This window comes from Paenibacillus sp. J5 (assembly GCF_054955055.1).
Genome location: NZ_JBUEDD010000003.1, coordinates 464,856 through 484,220 on the forward strand (window position 1 = coordinate 464,856; position 19,365 = coordinate 484,220).

10 protein-coding genes are annotated in these 19,365 nt (G+C 47.2%); 9 read left to right on the forward strand and 1 reads right to left on the reverse strand.

Translation table 11 applies throughout. From position 1 onward, the window contains the following. The first annotated feature begins 164 nt into the window (after positions 1 to 164). The 8 genes from fabZ (at position 165) to ACY1JZ_RS07230 (ending at position 15,542) form a co-directional block, all read left to right on the forward strand. Positions 165 to 617, forward strand: a complete 453-nt coding sequence (fabZ, locus tag ACY1JZ_RS07195) for a 3-hydroxyacyl-ACP dehydratase FabZ (protein WP_270166267.1) — start codon at positions 165 to 167, stop codon at positions 615 to 617. Beyond that, complete coding sequence (locus ACY1JZ_RS07200; protein WP_462628650.1) at positions 614 to 2,323, forward strand: phospho-sugar mutase; 1,710 nt, start codon at positions 614 to 616, stop codon at positions 2,321 to 2,323. The genes fabZ and ACY1JZ_RS07200 overlap by 4 nt, the downstream gene beginning before the upstream one ends. 21 nt (positions 2,324 to 2,344) lie before the next feature. Next, on the forward strand, positions 2,345 to 4,465 hold the full coding sequence (locus ACY1JZ_RS07205) for a DUF5693 family protein (protein WP_462628715.1): 2,121 nt from the start codon (positions 2,345 to 2,347) through the stop codon (positions 4,463 to 4,465). Further along, positions 4,423 to 5,562: a polysaccharide pyruvyl transferase CsaB gene (gene csaB / locus ACY1JZ_RS07210; protein WP_462628651.1), complete on the forward strand. Its 1,140-nt coding sequence runs from the start codon at positions 4,423 to 4,425 to the stop codon at positions 5,560 to 5,562. Before ACY1JZ_RS07205 ends, csaB begins: the two co-directional genes overlap by 43 nt. A gap of 9 nt (positions 5,563 to 5,571) precedes the next feature. Then, complete coding sequence (locus tag ACY1JZ_RS07215) at positions 5,572 to 6,375, forward strand: WecB/TagA/CpsF family glycosyltransferase (RefSeq protein ID WP_500862383.1); 804 nt, start codon at positions 5,572 to 5,574, stop codon at positions 6,373 to 6,375. A gap of 113 nt (positions 6,376 to 6,488) precedes the next feature. Next, entirely contained in the window at positions 6,489 to 7,625 is a 1,137-nt protein-coding gene (locus ACY1JZ_RS07220; RefSeq protein ID WP_270166261.1) for a glycosyltransferase family 4 protein, read from the forward strand. 207 nt (positions 7,626 to 7,832) lie between these two features. Continuing rightward, positions 7,833 to 12,023: an S-layer homology domain-containing protein gene (locus tag ACY1JZ_RS07225; protein WP_462628652.1), complete on the forward strand. Its 4,191-nt coding sequence runs from the start codon at positions 7,833 to 7,835 to the stop codon at positions 12,021 to 12,023. Between the two features lie 573 nt (positions 12,024 to 12,596). Next, a complete protein-coding gene (locus ACY1JZ_RS07230; protein WP_462628653.1) occupies positions 12,597 to 15,542 on the forward strand; it encodes an S-layer homology domain-containing protein in 2,946 nt (981 codons plus the stop codon). A gap of 572 nt (positions 15,543 to 16,114) precedes the next feature. Here the strand turns inward: ACY1JZ_RS07230 and ACY1JZ_RS07235 are convergent. After that, positions 16,115 to 16,579: a hypothetical protein gene (locus ACY1JZ_RS07235; RefSeq protein ID WP_462628654.1), complete on the reverse strand. Its 465-nt coding sequence runs from the start codon at positions 16,577 to 16,579 to the stop codon at positions 16,115 to 16,117. A gap of 260 nt (positions 16,580 to 16,839) precedes the next feature. Between ACY1JZ_RS07235 and ACY1JZ_RS07240 the strand changes: the two genes are divergently transcribed. Then, positions 16,840 to 19,359, forward strand: coding sequence for a hypothetical protein (locus ACY1JZ_RS07240; protein ID WP_462628655.1), 2,520 nt, complete (start codon positions 16,840 to 16,842; stop codon positions 19,357 to 19,359). Positions 19,360 to 19,365: the final 6 nt, after the last annotated feature.

Sequence of the window (19,365 nt, forward strand, 5' to 3'; positions counted from 1 at the left end):
AAAGGAGCAAGGCCAACAGGCACCTGTCAAGTGCCGATTCGCCCTGCCCCCTTATCTTAACCCTCATGACTGCAGTTCATGAAGGGATACTACTAGTGTTGCTACATGAGCATCATTTTATTACATAGGATGATAAAAAAATTGGAAAAAGGAGCCGAACACTTATGATGGATATTGTACAGATCCAGGAGACGATTCCGCATCGTCATCCGTTTTTGCTTGTAGACCGGATTATTGAACTGGAGGAAGGGGTACGCGCTGTAGGCATCAAATGCGTCACTTATAATGAACCTTTTTTTGCAGGACATTTTCCAGGGTATCCGGTTATGCCGGGAGTACTGATCGTGGAGGCGCTTGCCCAGGTGGGCGCGGCAGCGATCTTGAAGGTGGAGCAATTCCAACATAAGCTGGGCTTCCTGGCCGGGATAGATGAGTTCCGTTTCCGTGGGCAGGTCGTACCAGGGGATACGCTGCGTCTTGAGGTAGAGATTATTCGCCTCAAAGGCACAGTAGGTAAAGGGAAGGCTACGGCATCGGTCGATGGCAAGGTTGTTGCATCTGGAGAAATTATGTTTGCGCTGGTGGACAGGCCAGCTACAGAGGGAGTGGGACAATGACACAGCTTGAGCAAGCGCTGGAGCGTTATCACACTTGGATGAACGATCCGTTGATTGATGAGGCGACTAAAGCCGAATTGCGTGGTTTGGACGGGCAGGATAAGGAGATCGAGGATCGCTTCTATCGGGATCTGGAATTCGGCACAGGCGGGCTGCGCGGCGTGATGGGAGCAGGAACGAACCGAATGAACCGTTATACGGTCGGAAAGGCGACGCAAGGATTGGCGAACTGGCTGCTGAGCCGTCAGCAGAAGCCATCGGTCGTTATCGCTCATGATTCGCGCAATCAATCCCCTGAATTTTCGCTAGAAGCGGCGCGTGTATTGGCAGCCAATGGCATTACGACTTATCTGTTCACGGGTCTGCGCCCGACACCTCAGCTTTCCTTTGCTGTGCGCCAACTGGGAGCAAGCGGCGGCATTGTCGTTACGGCTAGCCATAACCCGCCCGAGTACAATGGATACAAGGCTTATGGCGCAGATGGCTGTCAGCTCGTTCCGGCAGATGCCGAGCAAGTCATTGAGGCTATCCAGTCCGTTGCTGGCTTTGGCGCAATTCGGCGCATGGAGCAGGCGGATGCGGAAGCTGCTGGCCTCATTCGCTGGCTGGGAGAGGATGCGGATCAGGCCTATGTTGATACGGTCGTTGCCCAGAGTGTCAATCAGGAGCTGCTGCGCGGCGGTCTTGGAGATGCGCTGCAAGTTGTATACACACCGCTGCATGGAGCGGGCAATATGCCCGTGCGTCAGGTACTGGCGGCAGCCGGATTCAGCAACGTCCATGTCGTCGCCGAGCAGGAGCAGCCGGACGGTTATTTCAGTACGGTGAAATCTCCCAACCCGGAGGAGCGAGAGGCATTTACACTAGCTATTGAGCTTGCACATAAGCACCAAGCAGACATCATTATTGGCACTGATCCCGACTGTGACCGGATGGGAGCGGTAGTTAAAAATAATGCAGGCGAATATGTTGTGCTGACCGGCAACCAGTCCGGTGCCTTGATGGTGTACTACCTCCTGAGTCAATTGCAGGAGAAGGGCAAGCTGCCGGATAACGGAGTTGTTGTGAAGACGATCGTCACAAGCGAGATGGGCGCAGATATTGCCCAGTCGTTTGGCGCGCAGGTGATCAATACCCTCACCGGCTTCAAGTATATCGGCGAGAAAATAAACGAATTTGAAAAATCAGGCGACCGGACATTTTTGTTCGGATATGAGGAAAGCTATGGTTACCTGACGGGAACCTATGCCAGAGATAAGGATGCTGTGGTGGCCTCCATGCTGATCTGTGAGGCGGCGGCATATTATAAGCAGCAAGGCAAGACGCTGTATGATGTCCTTCTGGAGCTGTACGGGCGCTATGGCACGTATCTGGAGGCTCTGCAGTCCCGGACGCTCAAGGGCGTGGATGGCGTACAGAAGATTGCGGCAATTATGGAGGATTGGCGTTCTAACGCGCCAGTACAGATTGCAGGGGTAAAGGTGGAGCGAGTGCTTGATTATTTGCCGGGGCTGGATGGCCTTCCACCTGAGAATGTATTAAAGTTTTTGCTCGCTGACGGTTCCTGGTTCTGCCTGCGTCCGTCAGGTACGGAGCCGAAGATCAAAATCTATTTTGCTGTATGCGGTACTACCCCTGATGAAGCATCCGCTTCCTTGAACCAGTTGTTGGAGCAGGTCATGCAAAGAGTTGATTCCCTAGCTTAAGGAGTGGAAGTTGTGTTTCAAATGCTGCATCAATGGAATCGCAAGGCAAGAAAATGGTTATGGCTCATTGTTATCGCCGGTGTACTGGCGGCTATGCCGATCGCCTTTCTGCGCGCGCAGATGGAGGATACGGCCAACGAGGTAGAGTTTGTGTTCAATTATAAGGATTTGCTGCAAATTGCGGCTTACCAGTCTGACCCGAAGGGATTCACCTCTCAGCAGTTGGACGAGATGAAGGCTGCGGGGATCGGGACGATGGCGTTGTTCGAGAGCACATTGGACGAGCTGAGCCTGGCCAAGCATTTGACGGTCTACAACTCGTCTCAAGTAGCCATGCTGCAGAACAAGGCTATCTCATTTAATGAGAACTATGCTTATGTACTGTTTGCCGATCAAGAGATGGCGACAGCATTGACTCCTATGATTGACTATGTGTTTGAACGCTCTGGCATTGTGGTCAGACCGTGGAGCTTTGATGGGAGGGAGGGTCTTATTATCGAGACCCCGGTGGAGAATGCTGTAGTCAAGCGGCTGCCGCCGGACCCGATCGCCATGCAGATGCTCAAGGACAGAGGTTTTAACCTGCTGCCGCGCCTGTCTGACCGTACCCGTCCTTATGATGAAGAGATGATGGGACGCATGCTCAAGGAGTTCAGTGAACTGGGTGTGACGCGCCTCCTGTTCGATGGAACGGCTGTGCCAGGGTATGAGGACCATGCGGAGGACAAGACGATCAATGCATTCGCCGAATTGCTGAATCAGTATGGCATAGGCATCGCGACGATTGAGAACTTGAAGGTGCCGCAGAAAGGGATCAACCTGCTCGCTAACCTGACAGATTACAATGTAGCGCGTCTCTATTCTCTGTCCGACGCGGATGCGATGAATTTGACGCCAGATGTGATTGCGGATCGCTTCCTGCTTGCGGCTAAGGATCGAAATATTCGCATGTTCTATATCAATGGACAGGTGCTGCGAAGTATAGACAAGGCAGCGATTATCCATTCACTGGACAATATGTATCTGGCGCTCAAGGGAGACGAGGATACGATGGGCGCGGTGGAGCAGCTAAGTCAGCAGGGCTTTCCCAATGGTGTCGCCAAAGCATTCACGCATGAGCAGCCGCAAGGCTGGGTGAAGCCGCTCAAGGCAATCGCAGCCGTTGCGTCAGTAGCGATTATCGCATTGCTAATAGGCACGTTTATTCCTGTACTGTTGCTTCCGTCCTTCGTGATCGGGTTAATCGGAAGCGCAGGCTTGTTCGTGCTGTCGCACGCCGTATTGGAGCAGGGGCTGGCGCTTGGCGCATCGATTGCCGCTCCGACTCTGGCACTCATCTGGGCGCTTGGACGCATCCGTCTGCATACAGAGGGAGATCAACGGTTTGTTGGCGGGCCATGGCGAGGCAAAAGCGAGAGCAGCGAAGCGCTGTTTGGCGGTCAGTGGGTATTCAAAAGCCAGCGCCCGGCCAGACGCTTAACGATGGCTCTCGGGCTGTATGTGTCCACAGCTATCATCTCGTTAGTCGGTGTCCCGCTGCTCGTGGCTATGCTGAACAATATTACGTACAGCCTGGTGCTTGAGCAATTCCGCGGCGTCAGCCTGCTTCATCTTGCGCCGATTGTTCTCGTCACTCTATATCTGTTCCTGTACACGGGCACGCAGTCGGTCTGGGCCAATCTGCGTAAGCTGTTGTCCTTGCAAGTGACCGTTCTCTGGGTTGTGGTCGCTGCTGTCCTTGGCGTTGTGGGGATGTACTACATGTCGAGAACCGGCAATTCAGGACAAGCCTCCGGCCTTGAAATTATAGTACGCAATCTGCTGGAGACGACGATTGGCGTTCGTCCTCGGTTCAAAGAGTTCTTATTTGCCCATCCGTTATTCCTGCTGGGGCTGTACCTTGCGCTCCGTTATCGTGCAGCTTGGATCGTATTTATTATCGCGTCGATTGGTCAACTGTCGATGCTGGACACATTCGCGCATATTCATACGCCGCTGTATATTTCAGCGATTCGGGTTGCTCTGGGATTGGGAATTGGCGCGATTATCGGCTTGGCTGCAATTGGCGTATGGCAGCTCGCGGAAGGGGCATGGCGTAGATGGTCACCAAAACTGATCAAAGCGGGCAAAGCTTTCGAATAGCCATCTCCGGTTATTATGGCTTCCACAACAGCGGAGATGAGGCCGTGTTGAAGTCGATCCTGCTCGCTCTGGAGCTGTCTGCCAAGGAGCAGGGGATCGTCATTACACCTGTCGTGCTGTCGATTGACCCGGAATGGACCGCTCGCATGTATGGGGTCGAGGCAGTGCACCGGATGCGCCCGCAGTCTGTTCTGGCAGCCTTGAGAGACTGCGACGGTCTGATCAGTGGAGGCGGCAGTCTGCTGCAGGACGCGACCAGTGCCAAGACGATTCCTTATTACACAGGCGTTATCAAGCTTGCCCAATGGCTGGGCAAGCCAACCTTTATCTATTCTCAAGGTATAGGGCCGTTGCACCGTGGATGGATGAATCCGCTCATCCGCAGTGCAATGCGCCATAGCCGGTACGTATCGGTTCGCGATCCCGAATCGGCAGAGCTGCTCGCCCGGATCGGTGTTGCGCGAGATCGAATCGAGGTCGTGCCGGACCCGGTGATGGGACTGCCGCTTCCTGTTGCTGGCAAAGAAGAAGCGAGTAAGGATGAGCGGCCGATCGTCGGCGTTTCGCTCCGGTATTGGCGCAAAGACCGTGCCGATATGGATGCGGTCGCATCAGGCTTGTCACAGCTTGCCTCGGAGCGAGATGTGCGCCTTCGCTTTCTTCCCTTTCACACACCGGATGATATCGAAGCGTCACAGTATGTCCTGGAGCGGCTTGGAGAGCTGACAGGCAGCTCCGCTGAGATCATCGATGCTGGCGATGATCCGCAGCAGATGCTGCTGCAGGTTAGCCGTTGTGATCTGCTTATAGGCATGAGGCTGCATGCGCTCATCTATGCTGCCAACACTAAGGTGCCGTTGCTGGGAATCTCCTATGATCCGAAGATTGATCAGTTTCTTCATCGCCTGCAGCAATCGGCTATTGGAACGACCGAGCGTCTTGAGCCATCTGCCTTGGCAGCGGCAGCAGGAGAGCTGCTCAAAAATCGTGCTGGATGGCTTGCAGATAATAATGATATAATTGACAAATTGAAACAGCAATCGCGCCAGCCGGCGCAACACATAGTTCATTTTTTGCGTCAATTGATAAAGAGGTGACGAAGCAGCATGAATTCTAGCTCCAATTCCCGCCAGCAAGAGGTACAACCGGCGTCGCATCAGGCGAGCGAGACCATCCCTGTTGTCCCAATATTTGGACTGCCGTTCTCACGAATGAGTATGGATGAGACAGTACACCATTTAACTAGGGCAATAGAGCTTCGCCAGACGACCCAAGTCATCACAGCGAACCCCATCATGGTAATGGCAGCCCTTGAAGACCCGAAATATGGTCAAGTCATGAAGGAGGCGGAGCTGATCGTTCCTGATGGAGCCGGCGTCGTCTGGGCAGCTAACTACGTTGGAATGCCTGTCAAGGAACGGGTGGCTGGCTTTGACCTGCTGCATCGGCTGATGCAGGTGGGAGAGCAGAAGCGTTGGAAGGTGTACCTGCTTGGCACTTCTCAGGAGATTATCTCCGAGGCTGCTGCGCGGCTGCAACAGAAGTTTCCGCTCGTGGAGCTGGTTGGCTTCCATCATGGCTACTTTAGCGATGCAGAGGATGCCCAGGTCATTCAGAAGATCAGACAAGCTGCACCCGACCTACTCTTTGTTGCCCGCGCCGCCAATAATCAGGAGCCATGGATTTATAAGTATAAGCATGAATTAGGGGTTCCGTTGGTTATGGGTGTCGGGGGGAGCTTCGATATTATCGCGGGACGGCTGAAGAGAGCGCCAATCCTCTTCCAGAAGCTGCGTCTGGAGTGGTTCTACAGGTTATTGCAGGAGCCCAAGAGATACAAAAGGATGCTTGCCTTGCCGCAATTCATGGTCAAAGTGGTGCGAGAGAAAGAAAACGTCACAAAACGTTAGCCAACTTCGTGAAAAACGCTGAAAATCGCACAACTTGCGTGAAAACGGCAGTGGAGTTTCTTTTTCAATCGGGGTATAATTCAATCCGGTAGAGACAAAAGGAGAGTTGGAAAATGTCAGTGAGCTTTCTTTATATTTCAGGCTTTGTCATTGCACTTGTACTTGCGCTTGTTCTTACTCCATTAGTCAAGAAATTTGCCTTTGCAGTCGGGGCGATTGACAAGCCCAATTACCGCAAGGTGCATACCCGCATTATGCCAAGATTGGGCGGTCTGGCGATCTATGTTGCCTTTGCTGCAGGCTTGCTGATTTTGCTGCCTTTTGTTCCGGACGGATTGTTCGATAATTCGGATATGAACCTGGTGCGGGCGATGCTTGCAGGCGGTACGCTGATTGTGTTAATTGGCGCGCTGGACGACCGTTTCGAGCTGTCTGCAAAAGTTAAGCTCGTTGGCCAGCTTACAGCGGCTTGTATCGTCGTCTTCGGCTTCGATGTGAAGATAAATTTTGTCAATATTCCCTTTGGCGAATCCATGCAATTCATTACAGAGTGGATCAGCATCCCGTTGACCATCTTCTGGATCGTCGGTGTGACGAATGCAATCAATCTGATTGACGGCCTGGATGGGCTTGCTTCGGGCGTATCCGGTATTGCGATCGGCACCATCCTGGTGATGGCCTCGTTGATGGGCTTTGAGCCGATTATATTGATGAGTGCGCTGCTGCTTGGCGGCATTATCGGATTTTTATTTTTCAACTTTCACCCCGCCAAAATATTTATGGGCGACTCTGGCTCGCTGTTCCTGGGCTTCAGCCTCGCGATGATGTCGATGCTGGCGTTCAAGCAGGTAACTATCGTCTCGTTCGTCACGCCGTTGCTTATCATTGGCGTGCCGCTGTCAGACACCTTCTTCGCTATCGTGCGCCGCTTAATCAACCGGAAGCCGATCTTTGCACCTGACAAGGGGCATCTGCATCATTGCTTGCGCGAGCTAGGCTTCAGTCATCGCAAGACAGTGCTTATCATTTATGCGATTGCTGCTTTTTTCGGAGCCTGTGCCATTGTTCAAGCGGCTGTCATTCGTTCGGATGCAGCGAACTGGGTGACCTTCGTCGTCGTGTGCGTGCTGATGTTTGGCTTGCAGATTGGCGCGGAGCTGATCGGGATCGTTGACAAGTCGAGGAGACCTGTTATTAACTTTATTCAGCGGACGTTCTTGAGGGCTGACACACAGTCCCGCTCGAAATAAATAGCTTCATACTCGTTGAAGCACCGCCTGTAATCATTCTTCCGGGAGGAAGGATGATCGCGGGCGTTTTTTATTTGTTTTGTCTGTAATAAAGTTATGGATTTTCCCTTCACATTTGCTCGCTCTGAGCCGATAACAAACCTATAGCTATCTGCCTTGAGGAAGAATCGCAAGATGCAGAAAAATTGAGACAGGGAGGACATTCTTTTGAAAAAGGCTTTATCGATTTTATTGATGCTAGCGCTGCTAATTACGCTATTGCCACCGTCCGCTGCTCCAGTGGTGCACGCAGCGGGGGCCAATAACTTTACGTTTGTGAATGAGCAGTATTCTGCAAGCTCTGCACGGATTACGACGAATGAGCGTGTGACATTGACGGGAACCATCAACAACGTAATCGGCAGCACGATCTCATACAGTGTGTATCAGATCAATCTGAGCGGTGAGACGGAGAAGATTTCCAATTCCAATGAAAATCAGACCGCAAACATTACGCTTAGCGGCAACTCCATCACCGTGTACAATGTGCAGCTCTTCCCCGGACTGAACAAGATTACGTTCAAGGGGACACAAGGCAATGCGGACGTTTCCGATTCGATTTATATTGAATATCGTAATAGCCCGACACTCTACAATCTCGTAGCCAGCCTCGACGGTCTGCAATATGAGATACTGGAGGAAGGGACAACTGTTATTCACTCTACGCCTTCTCAAGGCAAGCCAGCAGCAGATATTAGCATTAGCGGGCGTGCTCCGAATGCGGACAAGGTAACCGTTATTGTCAACGGCAAGAGCTATACCTATTCGGTTAATAGTACGATGAACTGGAGCTTCATCGCCTCCCCTGTGAATATTAAGAAGGGTAAGAACACCGTCACCATTCGAGTGTACAATAACAATCAGATTGTGGAGACTGTGCGCGATCTCGCTTTCTACAACGGGCAAATTACCTTTTATGATATGAATCTGACGGATGGGACGAATTCAGCTTCACTGGAGAGCAATCCGAACTTTTCGGTGGATAATGGAGCTCCACTCACCTTGAAGGGTAAGGTTATCGTCCCATTATCCTATGACACCACCACAGCTACGCATAAGCCTTCGATTCAAGAGGCGAAATTGCAATACAGAACATCGATCAATGGAAGCTATATCGATATTCCATTAACCTCGATTACCCATGAGGAGGGTTATAATCCGACACCTACAACCAAGTTTATGACCTTGCTGTATGAGCTTCCTATTGGGACGATCGGCAGTGCAATCCCGTTTGACCAGATTCAATATCTACAGTTCCAAGGATTGAACTTTGTCAAGGTGCCGGCAGGCACGGATGCTTCAGAGCTGTATTCTTTCAAGCTGCGAAATAAAGGACTGGCATTTATCGATCAGATCAGATATTTGCCAGGCTACAGCAGCGGAACAACGGATGCCCAGCTTGAAGGGATGCAGAGCTCCGATATGGCCAATGCTGATATCTTCTCCTTGCCTATGGGGGTAGAAATATTAATCGGCAACCCTGGTTCATTGGGTGGTGGCTTTAATAATATTGTGAAGATCAACAGCATCACCGACTCTACAGGGAAGATACATCCGTCATCTGCAGGGGATTCTACGGGGCAAGACACCGCTTCTACTATTAAATACAGCTATGTGCAGCGTGAAGTACATTATTTCACGATGAAGAATGTCGATGGTGTAGAGACACAGTATGCGCGTGTCTTCGTAGAGATTAAGAAGCTTCCATCGGCAGGGAAACAGGTACTCAGGTTTGCGCTTAATGCTCCGAATACGGCAGCTACAGACGAAACGTCAGTACCGCTTACCCTGCTGTACGGTCCCTACGCAAAATTTGATACGTTGTATGACGGCATGCAGATCAAGCTCGATACGACAGTGCAGGCAGATGATGTGCTCAGGCTGCTGCTCAGGCAGGAGTTCTCCGGGTTCAAGGGAGAGCTGCAGAACATCGCGAATGCCAATGATATTCGGTATGCTCCAGAAGACGGGGCGAATAACACCAAGCTGCCGCAAACGGTATTCTTCTATATTAACAATACAGAGCTTCCGCTAGAGATGGACGTGCGGAATAATAACACAGATCGATCCGTGTTCAGGCTGAAGGGAGCCGGGGAGAATCAGGACGGGATTTCAGATGCTGAACAAGCGGCCTATGCGGCTCTGTACAAATCGGGAGACAACAATATCCGGCTGGTGTTCCGCACGAGCAAAAACAATTACCAGCGCGACATCAAGGTAACGCTCATCCCGACGAACCTGCCGGTTATTCCAGCGGACAATACGGAGGGCGTGTTCCCTTATTCCGCTAATTACAATGATCCGATGCCTAATGATCCGAATTTTCAGCTTCTAGGCAATGTATATAATACTAAAGAAGCACGCGCCAAGGTTTATGGTACCTTTGACTTTATCGATCTGGGTCAGACGCCAGAAAGTGTAACGAATAAAGTGATTTCGCTGCGTACTATTAACGAGGCCAAGAACTATCGCCTTAAAATCACGACCGCAGGAGAGAGCGACATTGTATGGACTCTGGATCATAGCTTTGTCATTAAATCCACAGACCCATCAAGGAACAACGAGCTGATCCCTGGCTTGGATATAAGCTACAACCAGAACAATAAGGTAACGGTAACCGTGCTGTACGATCTGGAGAAGGAGAGCTTTGCGTTCATGCTGTCGGCTCGTGATTTGCCTAGTGATGGCAGCCCGCTCGTATACAATTTCTTTGTCTACAACAGCGGCGAGAATGGGCCAAGAGCAAGCTACCGGCTGGAGATTAACTCTACTACGATTCCGTATACTGTGCTGGCACCCATCTCACAAAAGCGAATTCTTAACCAGAACTACGTAGAGGTCATTATTACATCGCCTGGAGCCGAGACGATAACGATAAACAAGGTCGCTGCTCGCAAAGTCACCTTTAAAGATTATAATCAATTGCAAAACGGCGAGCCGTCGCTAATCCCGGCATTTAGCGCACTGGTTACTGGCTTGAAGCCAGGCAATAAGGATAATAAGATTGATATTGTTATCACTCGCGGCAAGGATAAGATAACGGATTTCTTCAATGTAAAGTATGTCCCCGAGAATATTCCGGGTGGACAGATCATGGAGAAGATGAAATCGTCGCACAAGGTGTTCGACAGCAAGCTGTCACTGGTCTTTCCTAAAGGCACCAATCTGATACGACCGGACTACAACCTGCCCGAAAATTTGAAGGGACAAGTATATGAAGGAAATAATCTGCTCTTCGCTATTGCGAACCCTGAGGACGGCGTAGTCGATCGCCATGACTATGAGACGGTACCGGCCAACTATGACCTGGATCTGTCACTTGGTAAAATCCTGTTCTCAGCCAGCTTCCCGCAGCGTTTCCTGAAGGCTAGTCCTGTCTATTGGATCGATTCCGGTCAGGCCGATGATCCGCTTACAGATCGTGTATATGATCCCGTGACCTCGGGCTTTGATCCGTTCCCGTTCTCGGTCATCGAGGGCGAGTCTAAGCCGTACTATTTCAATCGTCCGAATACACGAGAGCTGATCCCGTCCAAGCGGGGTACGTTGACTCTGTCTTATGATGCCAGCATGCGCCAAAGCGCAGGTGTGCTCGTCACGGTCTTCCGCTTCGATTATTTCACACAGCAGTGGGAAAATATCGGCGGAGTTGTAGACGAGAAGAAGAACACAATCAAGGTTCCATTTGATAAATTCGGCTACTATGTTGTTGCGAAGCTGTCCTATGGCTTCAATGACATTACGGATCATCCTTATGGAAGAGAGTCGATGGAGGCGATCTACGCCAAGGGCGTAATGAATGCGATCGATCCAAGTGGAGCGTTCGGTACAGATCAATATGTTACTCGTGCAGAGTTCGCTCGGATGCTGGTTAGAGCGCTTGAGATTCAATTAAGCTATGACGGCAATACGCACTTCGTCGACGTCCCGAATCTCGGCAATGCGATCAATATGGAATCGATATGGGATTACCGCTATGTAGAGACGGCTGCGCGAGTAGGCATTGTGCGCGGCACCCAGCCGCGTGTGTTTGATCCTGAGAACTCCTTGATTCGCCAGGATGCGGCCGTAATGCTAGCGAAGGCATTGAACCTGAAGCTGGAGACCAGCGCCAGCAAGGTGAAGACAGCACTGCAAAAGGCATTTAAGGACGAAGGCACGATCGACTATTATGCGGCTCCCTCCATTCTGGCCATACAGAAGAAGGGCTTCATTCAAGGCTCGCCAGTGGACGTGAATGATCCGAAGCGGGGGAATGTATTCCAGCCGAGAGCTCGCCTGCTGCGCAGCGATGCAGCCATCATCATTAGCAAGGTTATGGCAGATCAGAGGAAGTTGCCTAAGATACTGACCCAGTAATGATTGTTTGGCAGAGAAGCGGAGCGAGCACGCTCGCTCCGTTTTCTTTGCAATTTATAGCGCAGTTGGGGTATAATATAATAATGATGTCAACTCTATGATGAATAGGTCAAGCTAGCAATAGAGAAGACAGGCTTCGACAGCATGAAACAATCTCCATGGAAAATGTTTAGCGTCGACGGCGCAGCATAATCAGGTTATACTTACTTCTGTTGGTTCCCTTACTGCTATCTGTGCAGCGTTTGGTATACATAAGAAGCGGCGAGAAAAAAATTAAAAATTTTTTCAAGGGATCGCAACTTTTTGCGAAACGGTGCGTTTAATTACATGTAGAAACGAAGCAACGAACTAATCGACATCGCCAGAGCAGGCTTTGGCACTGGGCGGATGAAGAAAATTGTGCTTTACGCTGGATATTAGCCATTGTATAATGTTATAGTGATCTAGCGATTCTACCATATTTTTCTTCTTGAGTTTACGAGTTTCTGCGACATGTTATTACAAGGGTTAGACATGCAGCAGACATTATTTAATATCAACGCGCTCTACTCTGGGAAGGGGGTGAATCGGCCGATGAGGGAAACGAGCCATTCATTAAGCAATTATCAACACTCTCAACAACCGAAGCATTTTAGAGGAGGAGAAAAAAAGGTTATGAAGAAAAGTTTATCTTTGCTTGTAGCCATCGCTATGGTGTTCTCTATGTTTTCAGCCGTAGCAGCTGCAGCATCTGAATCTGGTACTAAACTTCAAGGTCTGGGCGTTATCAAGGGGAACCAAAACGGTGACCTTCTGGAAGACGCTAACTGGCTGCGCCAGGACGTAGCAGTTCTGATGTCCCGTCTTGCTGGTAAAGAGACTGAGGCAAAAGAAACTGTGAAATCCCATACTTTCACTGACGTTCGTGGAACTTTCTACGACGGATACATTTCCTGGGCTAAAGAAAACAACTTCATGCAAGGTAACTCCGCTACGAACTTTGGTTTCGACAACGAAATCACTTACAAAGAGTTCGCAACAGTTATCCTGCGCGCTCTGGGTGTAGACACTTCTGACTACAGCAAAATCGGCGAACTGGCAATTGCTGCTGGTATCATCGACGACAAGCTGAACCTGGATGAAAAAGCTGTTCGTGGTGTTACTTATGACATCATCACAACTGCTCTTGACAAAGAGGTTGACGGTCAAAAGCTGGGAACTAAACTGGGTCTGCCAGGCTACGAAGTTGTAGCTCCTGCGATCTCCGTTGCTCCTACAGCTGTTAAAGAAGTAACTGTTACTTTCAACAAAGAGATCGCTACTGACAAAGCTAAGTTCGAGCTGAAACGTGGCGTTACTCCTGTAACTGTTGACAAAGTAACCTACTCCGAAGACAAAAAAGTAGCTAAGCTGGAACTGAACACTAAGCTGGTTACTGGCGAGTACACTGTAGTAGCTAAAGACGCTACTGAAGCTGAACTGTCCGCTTCCTTCTCTGCTGAGAATGAGAAAGTTGCTAACATCGAATTTGTTGGTGATAAATTCGCTCTTGGTTCTAAAGATGATGGAACTGTAGAAAGCAACAAGATTGAAGTTTCTTACAAAGTTACAAACCAATATAGTGAAGATGTAACAAGAACTTATGGTGGTAGCGTAAACTTCCAACCATCCAAAGGTTCTGTTGAGTCCAAAACTAATGGTAAATTGGTTATTGCACTGGCAGCTAGCACAAACCTGACTTACCAAATCAATGAGCAAGTTTACATTAGCGCAACTTACTCTAACGGTACTAATAATGTTTTCGTAAATGAAACATTGGCAGTTGGTACTCAATCTCGTGTAGATAGCGTTACTGTGAAAGAGCTGTATCATGCAGATGGTAAAGCAATCTCTGCTGGTTCTAACTTCACTGAGTACACACTCTTGTTTGAAGCAAAAGACCAATATGGTAACCTGGTCACTAACCTTACTAAACTCAAAAATGACCTTAGTGTCTATGTTAGTAACCCAGCAATCTTTGATATTGCTAAGGATGATCAGAACAAACCAAACATTCTGAACGACCAAGGTAAAAACAAAGACCAAGTTGGTCTGAAGCTGAAAGAGTCTAACACAGCTTCCCAAGGATTTGTTCAAGAAGGTACGAACTCTGTTGTATTTAACTCCATTTTTGCTGGTAAGCAAACCAAGTTTGATGTTGAAGTGTCCAAAGGATCTGCAGTTCAAAGCATTTCCCTGACTTCTCCATCTAACGTAGCTGCTGGCGACAAAAAAGTTAAAGTTCCATTCTCCGCTGTGGATGGCAATGGTAACGAAGTTACTAAGTATGACGATTTGAAAAATAGAATCATGTTGAACTCTTCTGTTGGTGGAGAAAACAAATTCTATTTTGATAAAGAAACAGGCGGTAAAGCAGTTCTTATTCTTGACTTGACTGGTGTACCACAAGGCACTTATAGTCTGTTTGCTAACGTTAAGAACAGCAATAGCCAATCTACTGTTCAAGTATCAGTTCAAGCAGCTCCTAAGCCTAACTACATCAAAAAAGTAGATGTGGATCGTAATAAGATTTTGAAAGGTGACGCTCAAACTGCTGAGTTTGAAGTAAAACCTGACAAAATTAAGATCGATGATACTCTGTCTCGTGAATGGGATGTTGATGCAAGTAAATATGACCTGACACTTACTAAAGTAAGTGGCGATGCTGGATTTACAATTAATGGTCTGGGAACTGGCGATGTAATTACTGATAGCACTAAGATTGTTGCATCTGCTAAAGGTACTGCTCGCTTCAAAGTTACCCTGAAGAACAAAGCTGGTGTTGATGCTGTTGAACTTACATCTGAGTTCACTGTTGCTGCAGCTGAACTGAAAGATCTCAAAGACTTCACAGTAAATGATCTGTCGAAAATGTTTGGTGGCAACCTTGATGGTTACAACCACTCCAGAGAAGTGAAAGTTTTTGGTAAGTACAATGGTGAGTCTTACCAACTTGACAAATCTCAATTTGTTGTAAATCTTTCTACTGATGGTCTTACTGTAAATGCCGATAACAAAATCGTTGTTGAAAACAATGGTTATAACTTCGGCACAAGTGATGTGAAAGAAGCTACTGTTAACTTTACTGTTACTGTCCTGAACTCTTCTTTCGATCAATTCAGCAAATCTTTGGTTGTTTCTAACGAGAAGCCAGTTATTAAATCTGTAACAACTCGTACTGAGAAGGGCTTCAAAGGCCAAGCTGGACTGAGCGAAATTACAGTAACTAAAAAAGCTGATTTCAAAGCTGGAACAACAATTGACAAGGTGTTCCAAGGTCTGAAATTTGTTGACCAGTATGGTGATACAGTTACTGTTGACCCAATCGTTTACATCAGCAATGTGAACGAAAAAATTACTTTCAACACTACTGCTCTTAGCAATGTTAAGGCATCCTCTATTGGTGTAGCTACTGTAAGTGAAGGTGCAAAATTCGAAATTAGCTACAACATTCCAGGACATCCTGTTGCTCAAGGTAAATTGACTGTAGAAGTTGAGTAATCTTCTTCTTAAAAAAGAAGCCCCTTTTTGGGGCTTCTTTTTTACTTATATGCCCAGCATGGGCTTCATCTCTAGAGTGAAGTCCGGATGGGGGCTGGCAAGCGCCTTGCATTATCTAAGAGCAAGGGTTTCTATTGCGAGATGGAATCTGAAGGGATTTGGGGCAAGAGCACGGCGATGTACACGAATCTAATTTGAGACGCTGGAAACCGGATGGGGCTAACCTAATTGTGAAAGAGAGTGATACGTTCGCATGAAGAGCAACGACAGCAAACAAATCTCGCTAGAGAGCTTGCGGCAATATGCTCGAAGGAACGAATCTTCGACTTTTGATTTAGATAACTGTACTTAGAAGTGTATCGAACAAAGGATCTGATCGAACAGAGAATGCACAAATCATATAGTGATGCGGGAGGATCGTAAAGGCATAAGGAAACTAAAAACAGAGTTGATGTCTTATTTTCTTTTTTATGCATACAAATAAAACCCTAGTAATCCATTAAATTAACCACCAGGTTTATCAATGAATTATTAGGGCTTATTTATTTTAAGACACTCTTTGGATTTAGTTCTTATGGAATGTTGATACTGAATGAGTATAATGAGCTAAAGTCAGTGGGCTTATTAATAACATATACTTGCAGAAATAATGTTGCGTCTGCTGGAACACTCACTTGAGGAGCGAATGCTGTTCCACCAACTTGAGTGTTCAGATATGCGAAATCGATCAAATCACCATATTTATTTATGACTTGATAGGTAAAACCATACCAGGCACCATTCGGACTAGTCACCCATATATCAGTTGGTTTAGTAATTCCTGTTCTATTTGTCCACTGGAACCAATCTACATCTGTTTCTGAATTTAATGGTAGTGCAGTAGAATAACAAGCGTAATTATTTGCACTGTAAGAGCATGGTGTGTAAGGAATAGCAGTGGCCTTAGTGTCCCCAATACCAATAGCTGCGAATGCGCCTTGAGAAGTAGAAAATATACAAACTAAAACCAAAGCAATAGTGAATTTAATGAATCTCAAGTTCAAATCCTCCGTTTATTTGTACGTTATTATAGAAACTGGCCAGTAACTACATGCTAAATTTAACACATATTGTAATTTATAAAAATAGGTCTAATTTACTAATATTGAAAATCTCAATGGCAGAATAGATCTTTAGCTTAACAACTTGGAAGACTGGACTCTAGGAACGAAAAAGAATCGATTTCAATTCCCCTGAAACTTTTCATCCATTAATTCGTCTATATATATAGCAGCTTTATACAAAGGAGAATTAATGAATGAACAAATTGGGGAAGTACACATGCACAGTGGCATTGGCGACAAGTCTTCTTGTAATGAATGCATCACCTTTGGTACACGCGGCGGGAACTACTACTCAGACTAAGGCAACTTCTACGCAGTCAACAAGCTCAATTAAGGCATTTGCTGGCACGAAGCTAAAGACCTTTAATATCTCAGCTAAAAGCTATATTGAGATTAGCGATGTATTGTTCCAATATAGCAATAATGAAAAGATCGTTCATTATACGGTAACTGTACATAACAATGACAACAAGAACCTTGACTTTATGGATTACTGGATCGAAGTACAGGATACTAGCGGCTCCAAATATTCAGTGCAGGCTCATCCAAGCAACAGCAAGTCCAACAAGATTGCTCCTCAGTCTACTCAGGAGTACAAGTACTATGCAAAGGTCAATCCGAAGCTCAACTATTATAATCTCAAGTTCAAGCTGATTAAGTGGGATTTTGGTGCTGCCAATTATGAGCGTGTGCTTGGCGAGGCGCGCGTTACTTCAAAATATGTAAATGTCGTCCCTTCTAAACAATACTACATTCTCACTAAAGGAACTGAGAAGATTAGAACGTATTTGCAGCCAGGATCGAAGTTTAGTCTAGGAGACACAACCCAGTTCCAAACAACATTTCAATTGAGCAATCAAGGGACATTTGCGAAGGATATTTCGAATTACAAGTATTATATAAAGACCAAAGCAGGTTTCATTATTCAGTTGAATACGAACCTGGCGGCAGGTCAGAAGCTGGATTCCGGTCAGAAGCTTGACGTTCTGCTGTCCGGCGAGGTAAGGAAATCTATTGATCTTGCTGGCGCCCAGCTCTTCGTGACACAGACAGAGGGCGAGGCTAACTTCGAGTCCCCCGTTGCGAATTATGCAATGACATGGCAAGCGACGAATACGATCGTTGCTGAAGTGAACAAAGCCAAGACGATTATGGTAGACAGTCAAAGCATCCAAAGTATGGTTGAATATAGTTATTTGGATGAAGGCGATAAACAGAATGAAATTTCAGTTACACTGAAGTTTACGAATAAAGGCGAGAAAGCAGTCAAGCTCCCTGCGTACAAATATGAGCTATTAAGCTCGTCTGGGGTTAGGTATCCGATTGTGCCAGGATCTGAGGAAGTAAATCTGGTGCCAGGCATTGAGAGTGAGCTGTTACTGACAGGCAAAGTGCCTTCTGAAGACAAGTCCAAATCGTGGACAGTGATCGTGCAACAACCAAAAGAAGAGAATAAGCCATCCGGGTATGTTTTAACAGGCTTCAAGCTTCCGTCTCTTACTGCTACTGGTTCTGATGCCTCACTAATCCGTGAATATCAGAAGGAAGATAGCAAGTATGAAATCGCGATTACAGATACGGAAAGACTCCCATGGGGCGATCAAGATATTGTGAACATCTACGTCTCTGTGCGCAACAAAGGCGACAAAGAGCAGCTTATTCCAGATATGGTCAGCACACTGAAGATGAATGGCGCTGCCCTCGATGAGAAGAGTGTATCCATCATTAAACTGGATAACCAGATTCTTATCCCGGCTGGGGAGAGCATTCAATATGTTATTAGCACGAAGGTTCCATATAACTATAAATTCTCAAAAATGAGCCTGGTGCTTAATGATCAACTGAAGGATAAAAAGATTCGCACAATGGGTCAATTTACTGTTAATGAGCTTGGTGGTGTCAAGAACAATCGTTTGAGCTATGTCTTGTCATCTAAAGGGCGCAAAGCTGCATTGGATGTAGGTCGTTCATACCGCTTCGAAGCCAAAAGCTCCAGCTTGTACTATGTTGAATTCGCATATGTGAACAAGGAAGATCGCTTCTCTACTCTGCCCGTGCTCAAAGGCTACTTCAAGACTAACGACGGCAAATATATTGAGGCTAATTTAACGAATGTAAAAGCAGCAGTGAGCCCGTCAGGCAAGGCGCAATTCATTGCTTCCGCTCAAGTGCCAAAAGAGTATGACAGTAATGGTTTGTCACTGATTGTTGGTGAGGCAATTACGGCTGGGAATTACTCTAAGATTGACGAGACACCGGATAGCTATATTAGAGGTGCTTCCTTGACTGTCCCTGTTGCGGTTAATGAGGTAACTAACAATTTTGAGAACATGAAAATAAATCCTTATACTTTGACTTTGAATAAACTAGATGCTGGTATTACAGGTAATTCTACCTTTACCTTAGACCTCAGATATACGTTGACCGACGAAAAGCCATATGAAGTCAGTGAGACGAAGAAGCAGTTGTTATTCGAGATTAATGATGGGAAACAAACCTATGAGCAGGTTGTGGATATGGAGGGCGAGAAAGGACTGATTGTTGGAAGCAATCAACAACGCAAGATTGAATTCACAGGCCCGAATATCTCCAGAGTTATTTTTAATGGTTACACGCTCAATGTGTACGAATATTATAATGGACATAAAAAGCTGCTGTCCTACAAGGAATATAGCCGCTTCTATGTTGCCCAAAATAATAATCCCGAGTCCTAGGAGGAA

What these genes read in the sequence shown, in the direction of transcription:
- ACY1JZ_RS07200 (WP_462628650.1), top strand. Translation starts at nt 614, where the DNA reads ATGACACAGCTTGAGCAAGCGCTGGAGCGTTATCACACTTGGATGAAC.
- ACY1JZ_RS07220 (WP_270166261.1), top strand. Translation starts at nt 6,489, where the DNA reads ATGTCAGTGAGCTTTCTTTATATTTCAGGCTTTGTCATTGCACTTGTA.
- ACY1JZ_RS07205 (WP_462628715.1), top strand. Translation starts at nt 2,345, where the DNA reads ATGCTGCATCAATGGAATCGCAAGGCAAGAAAATGGTTATGGCTCATT.
- fabZ (WP_270166267.1), top strand. Translation starts at nt 165, where the DNA reads ATGATGGATATTGTACAGATCCAGGAGACGATTCCGCATCGTCATCCG.
- ACY1JZ_RS07215 (WP_500862383.1), top strand. Translation starts at nt 5,572, where the DNA reads ATGAATTCTAGCTCCAATTCCCGCCAGCAAGAGGTACAACCGGCGTCG.
- ACY1JZ_RS07230 (WP_462628653.1), top strand. Translation starts at nt 12,597, where the DNA reads ATGAGGGAAACGAGCCATTCATTAAGCAATTATCAACACTCTCAACAA.
- ACY1JZ_RS07240 (WP_462628655.1), top strand. Translation starts at nt 16,840, where the DNA reads ATGAACAAATTGGGGAAGTACACATGCACAGTGGCATTGGCGACAAGT.
- csaB (WP_462628651.1), top strand. Translation starts at nt 4,423, where the DNA reads ATGGTCACCAAAACTGATCAAAGCGGGCAAAGCTTTCGAATAGCCATC.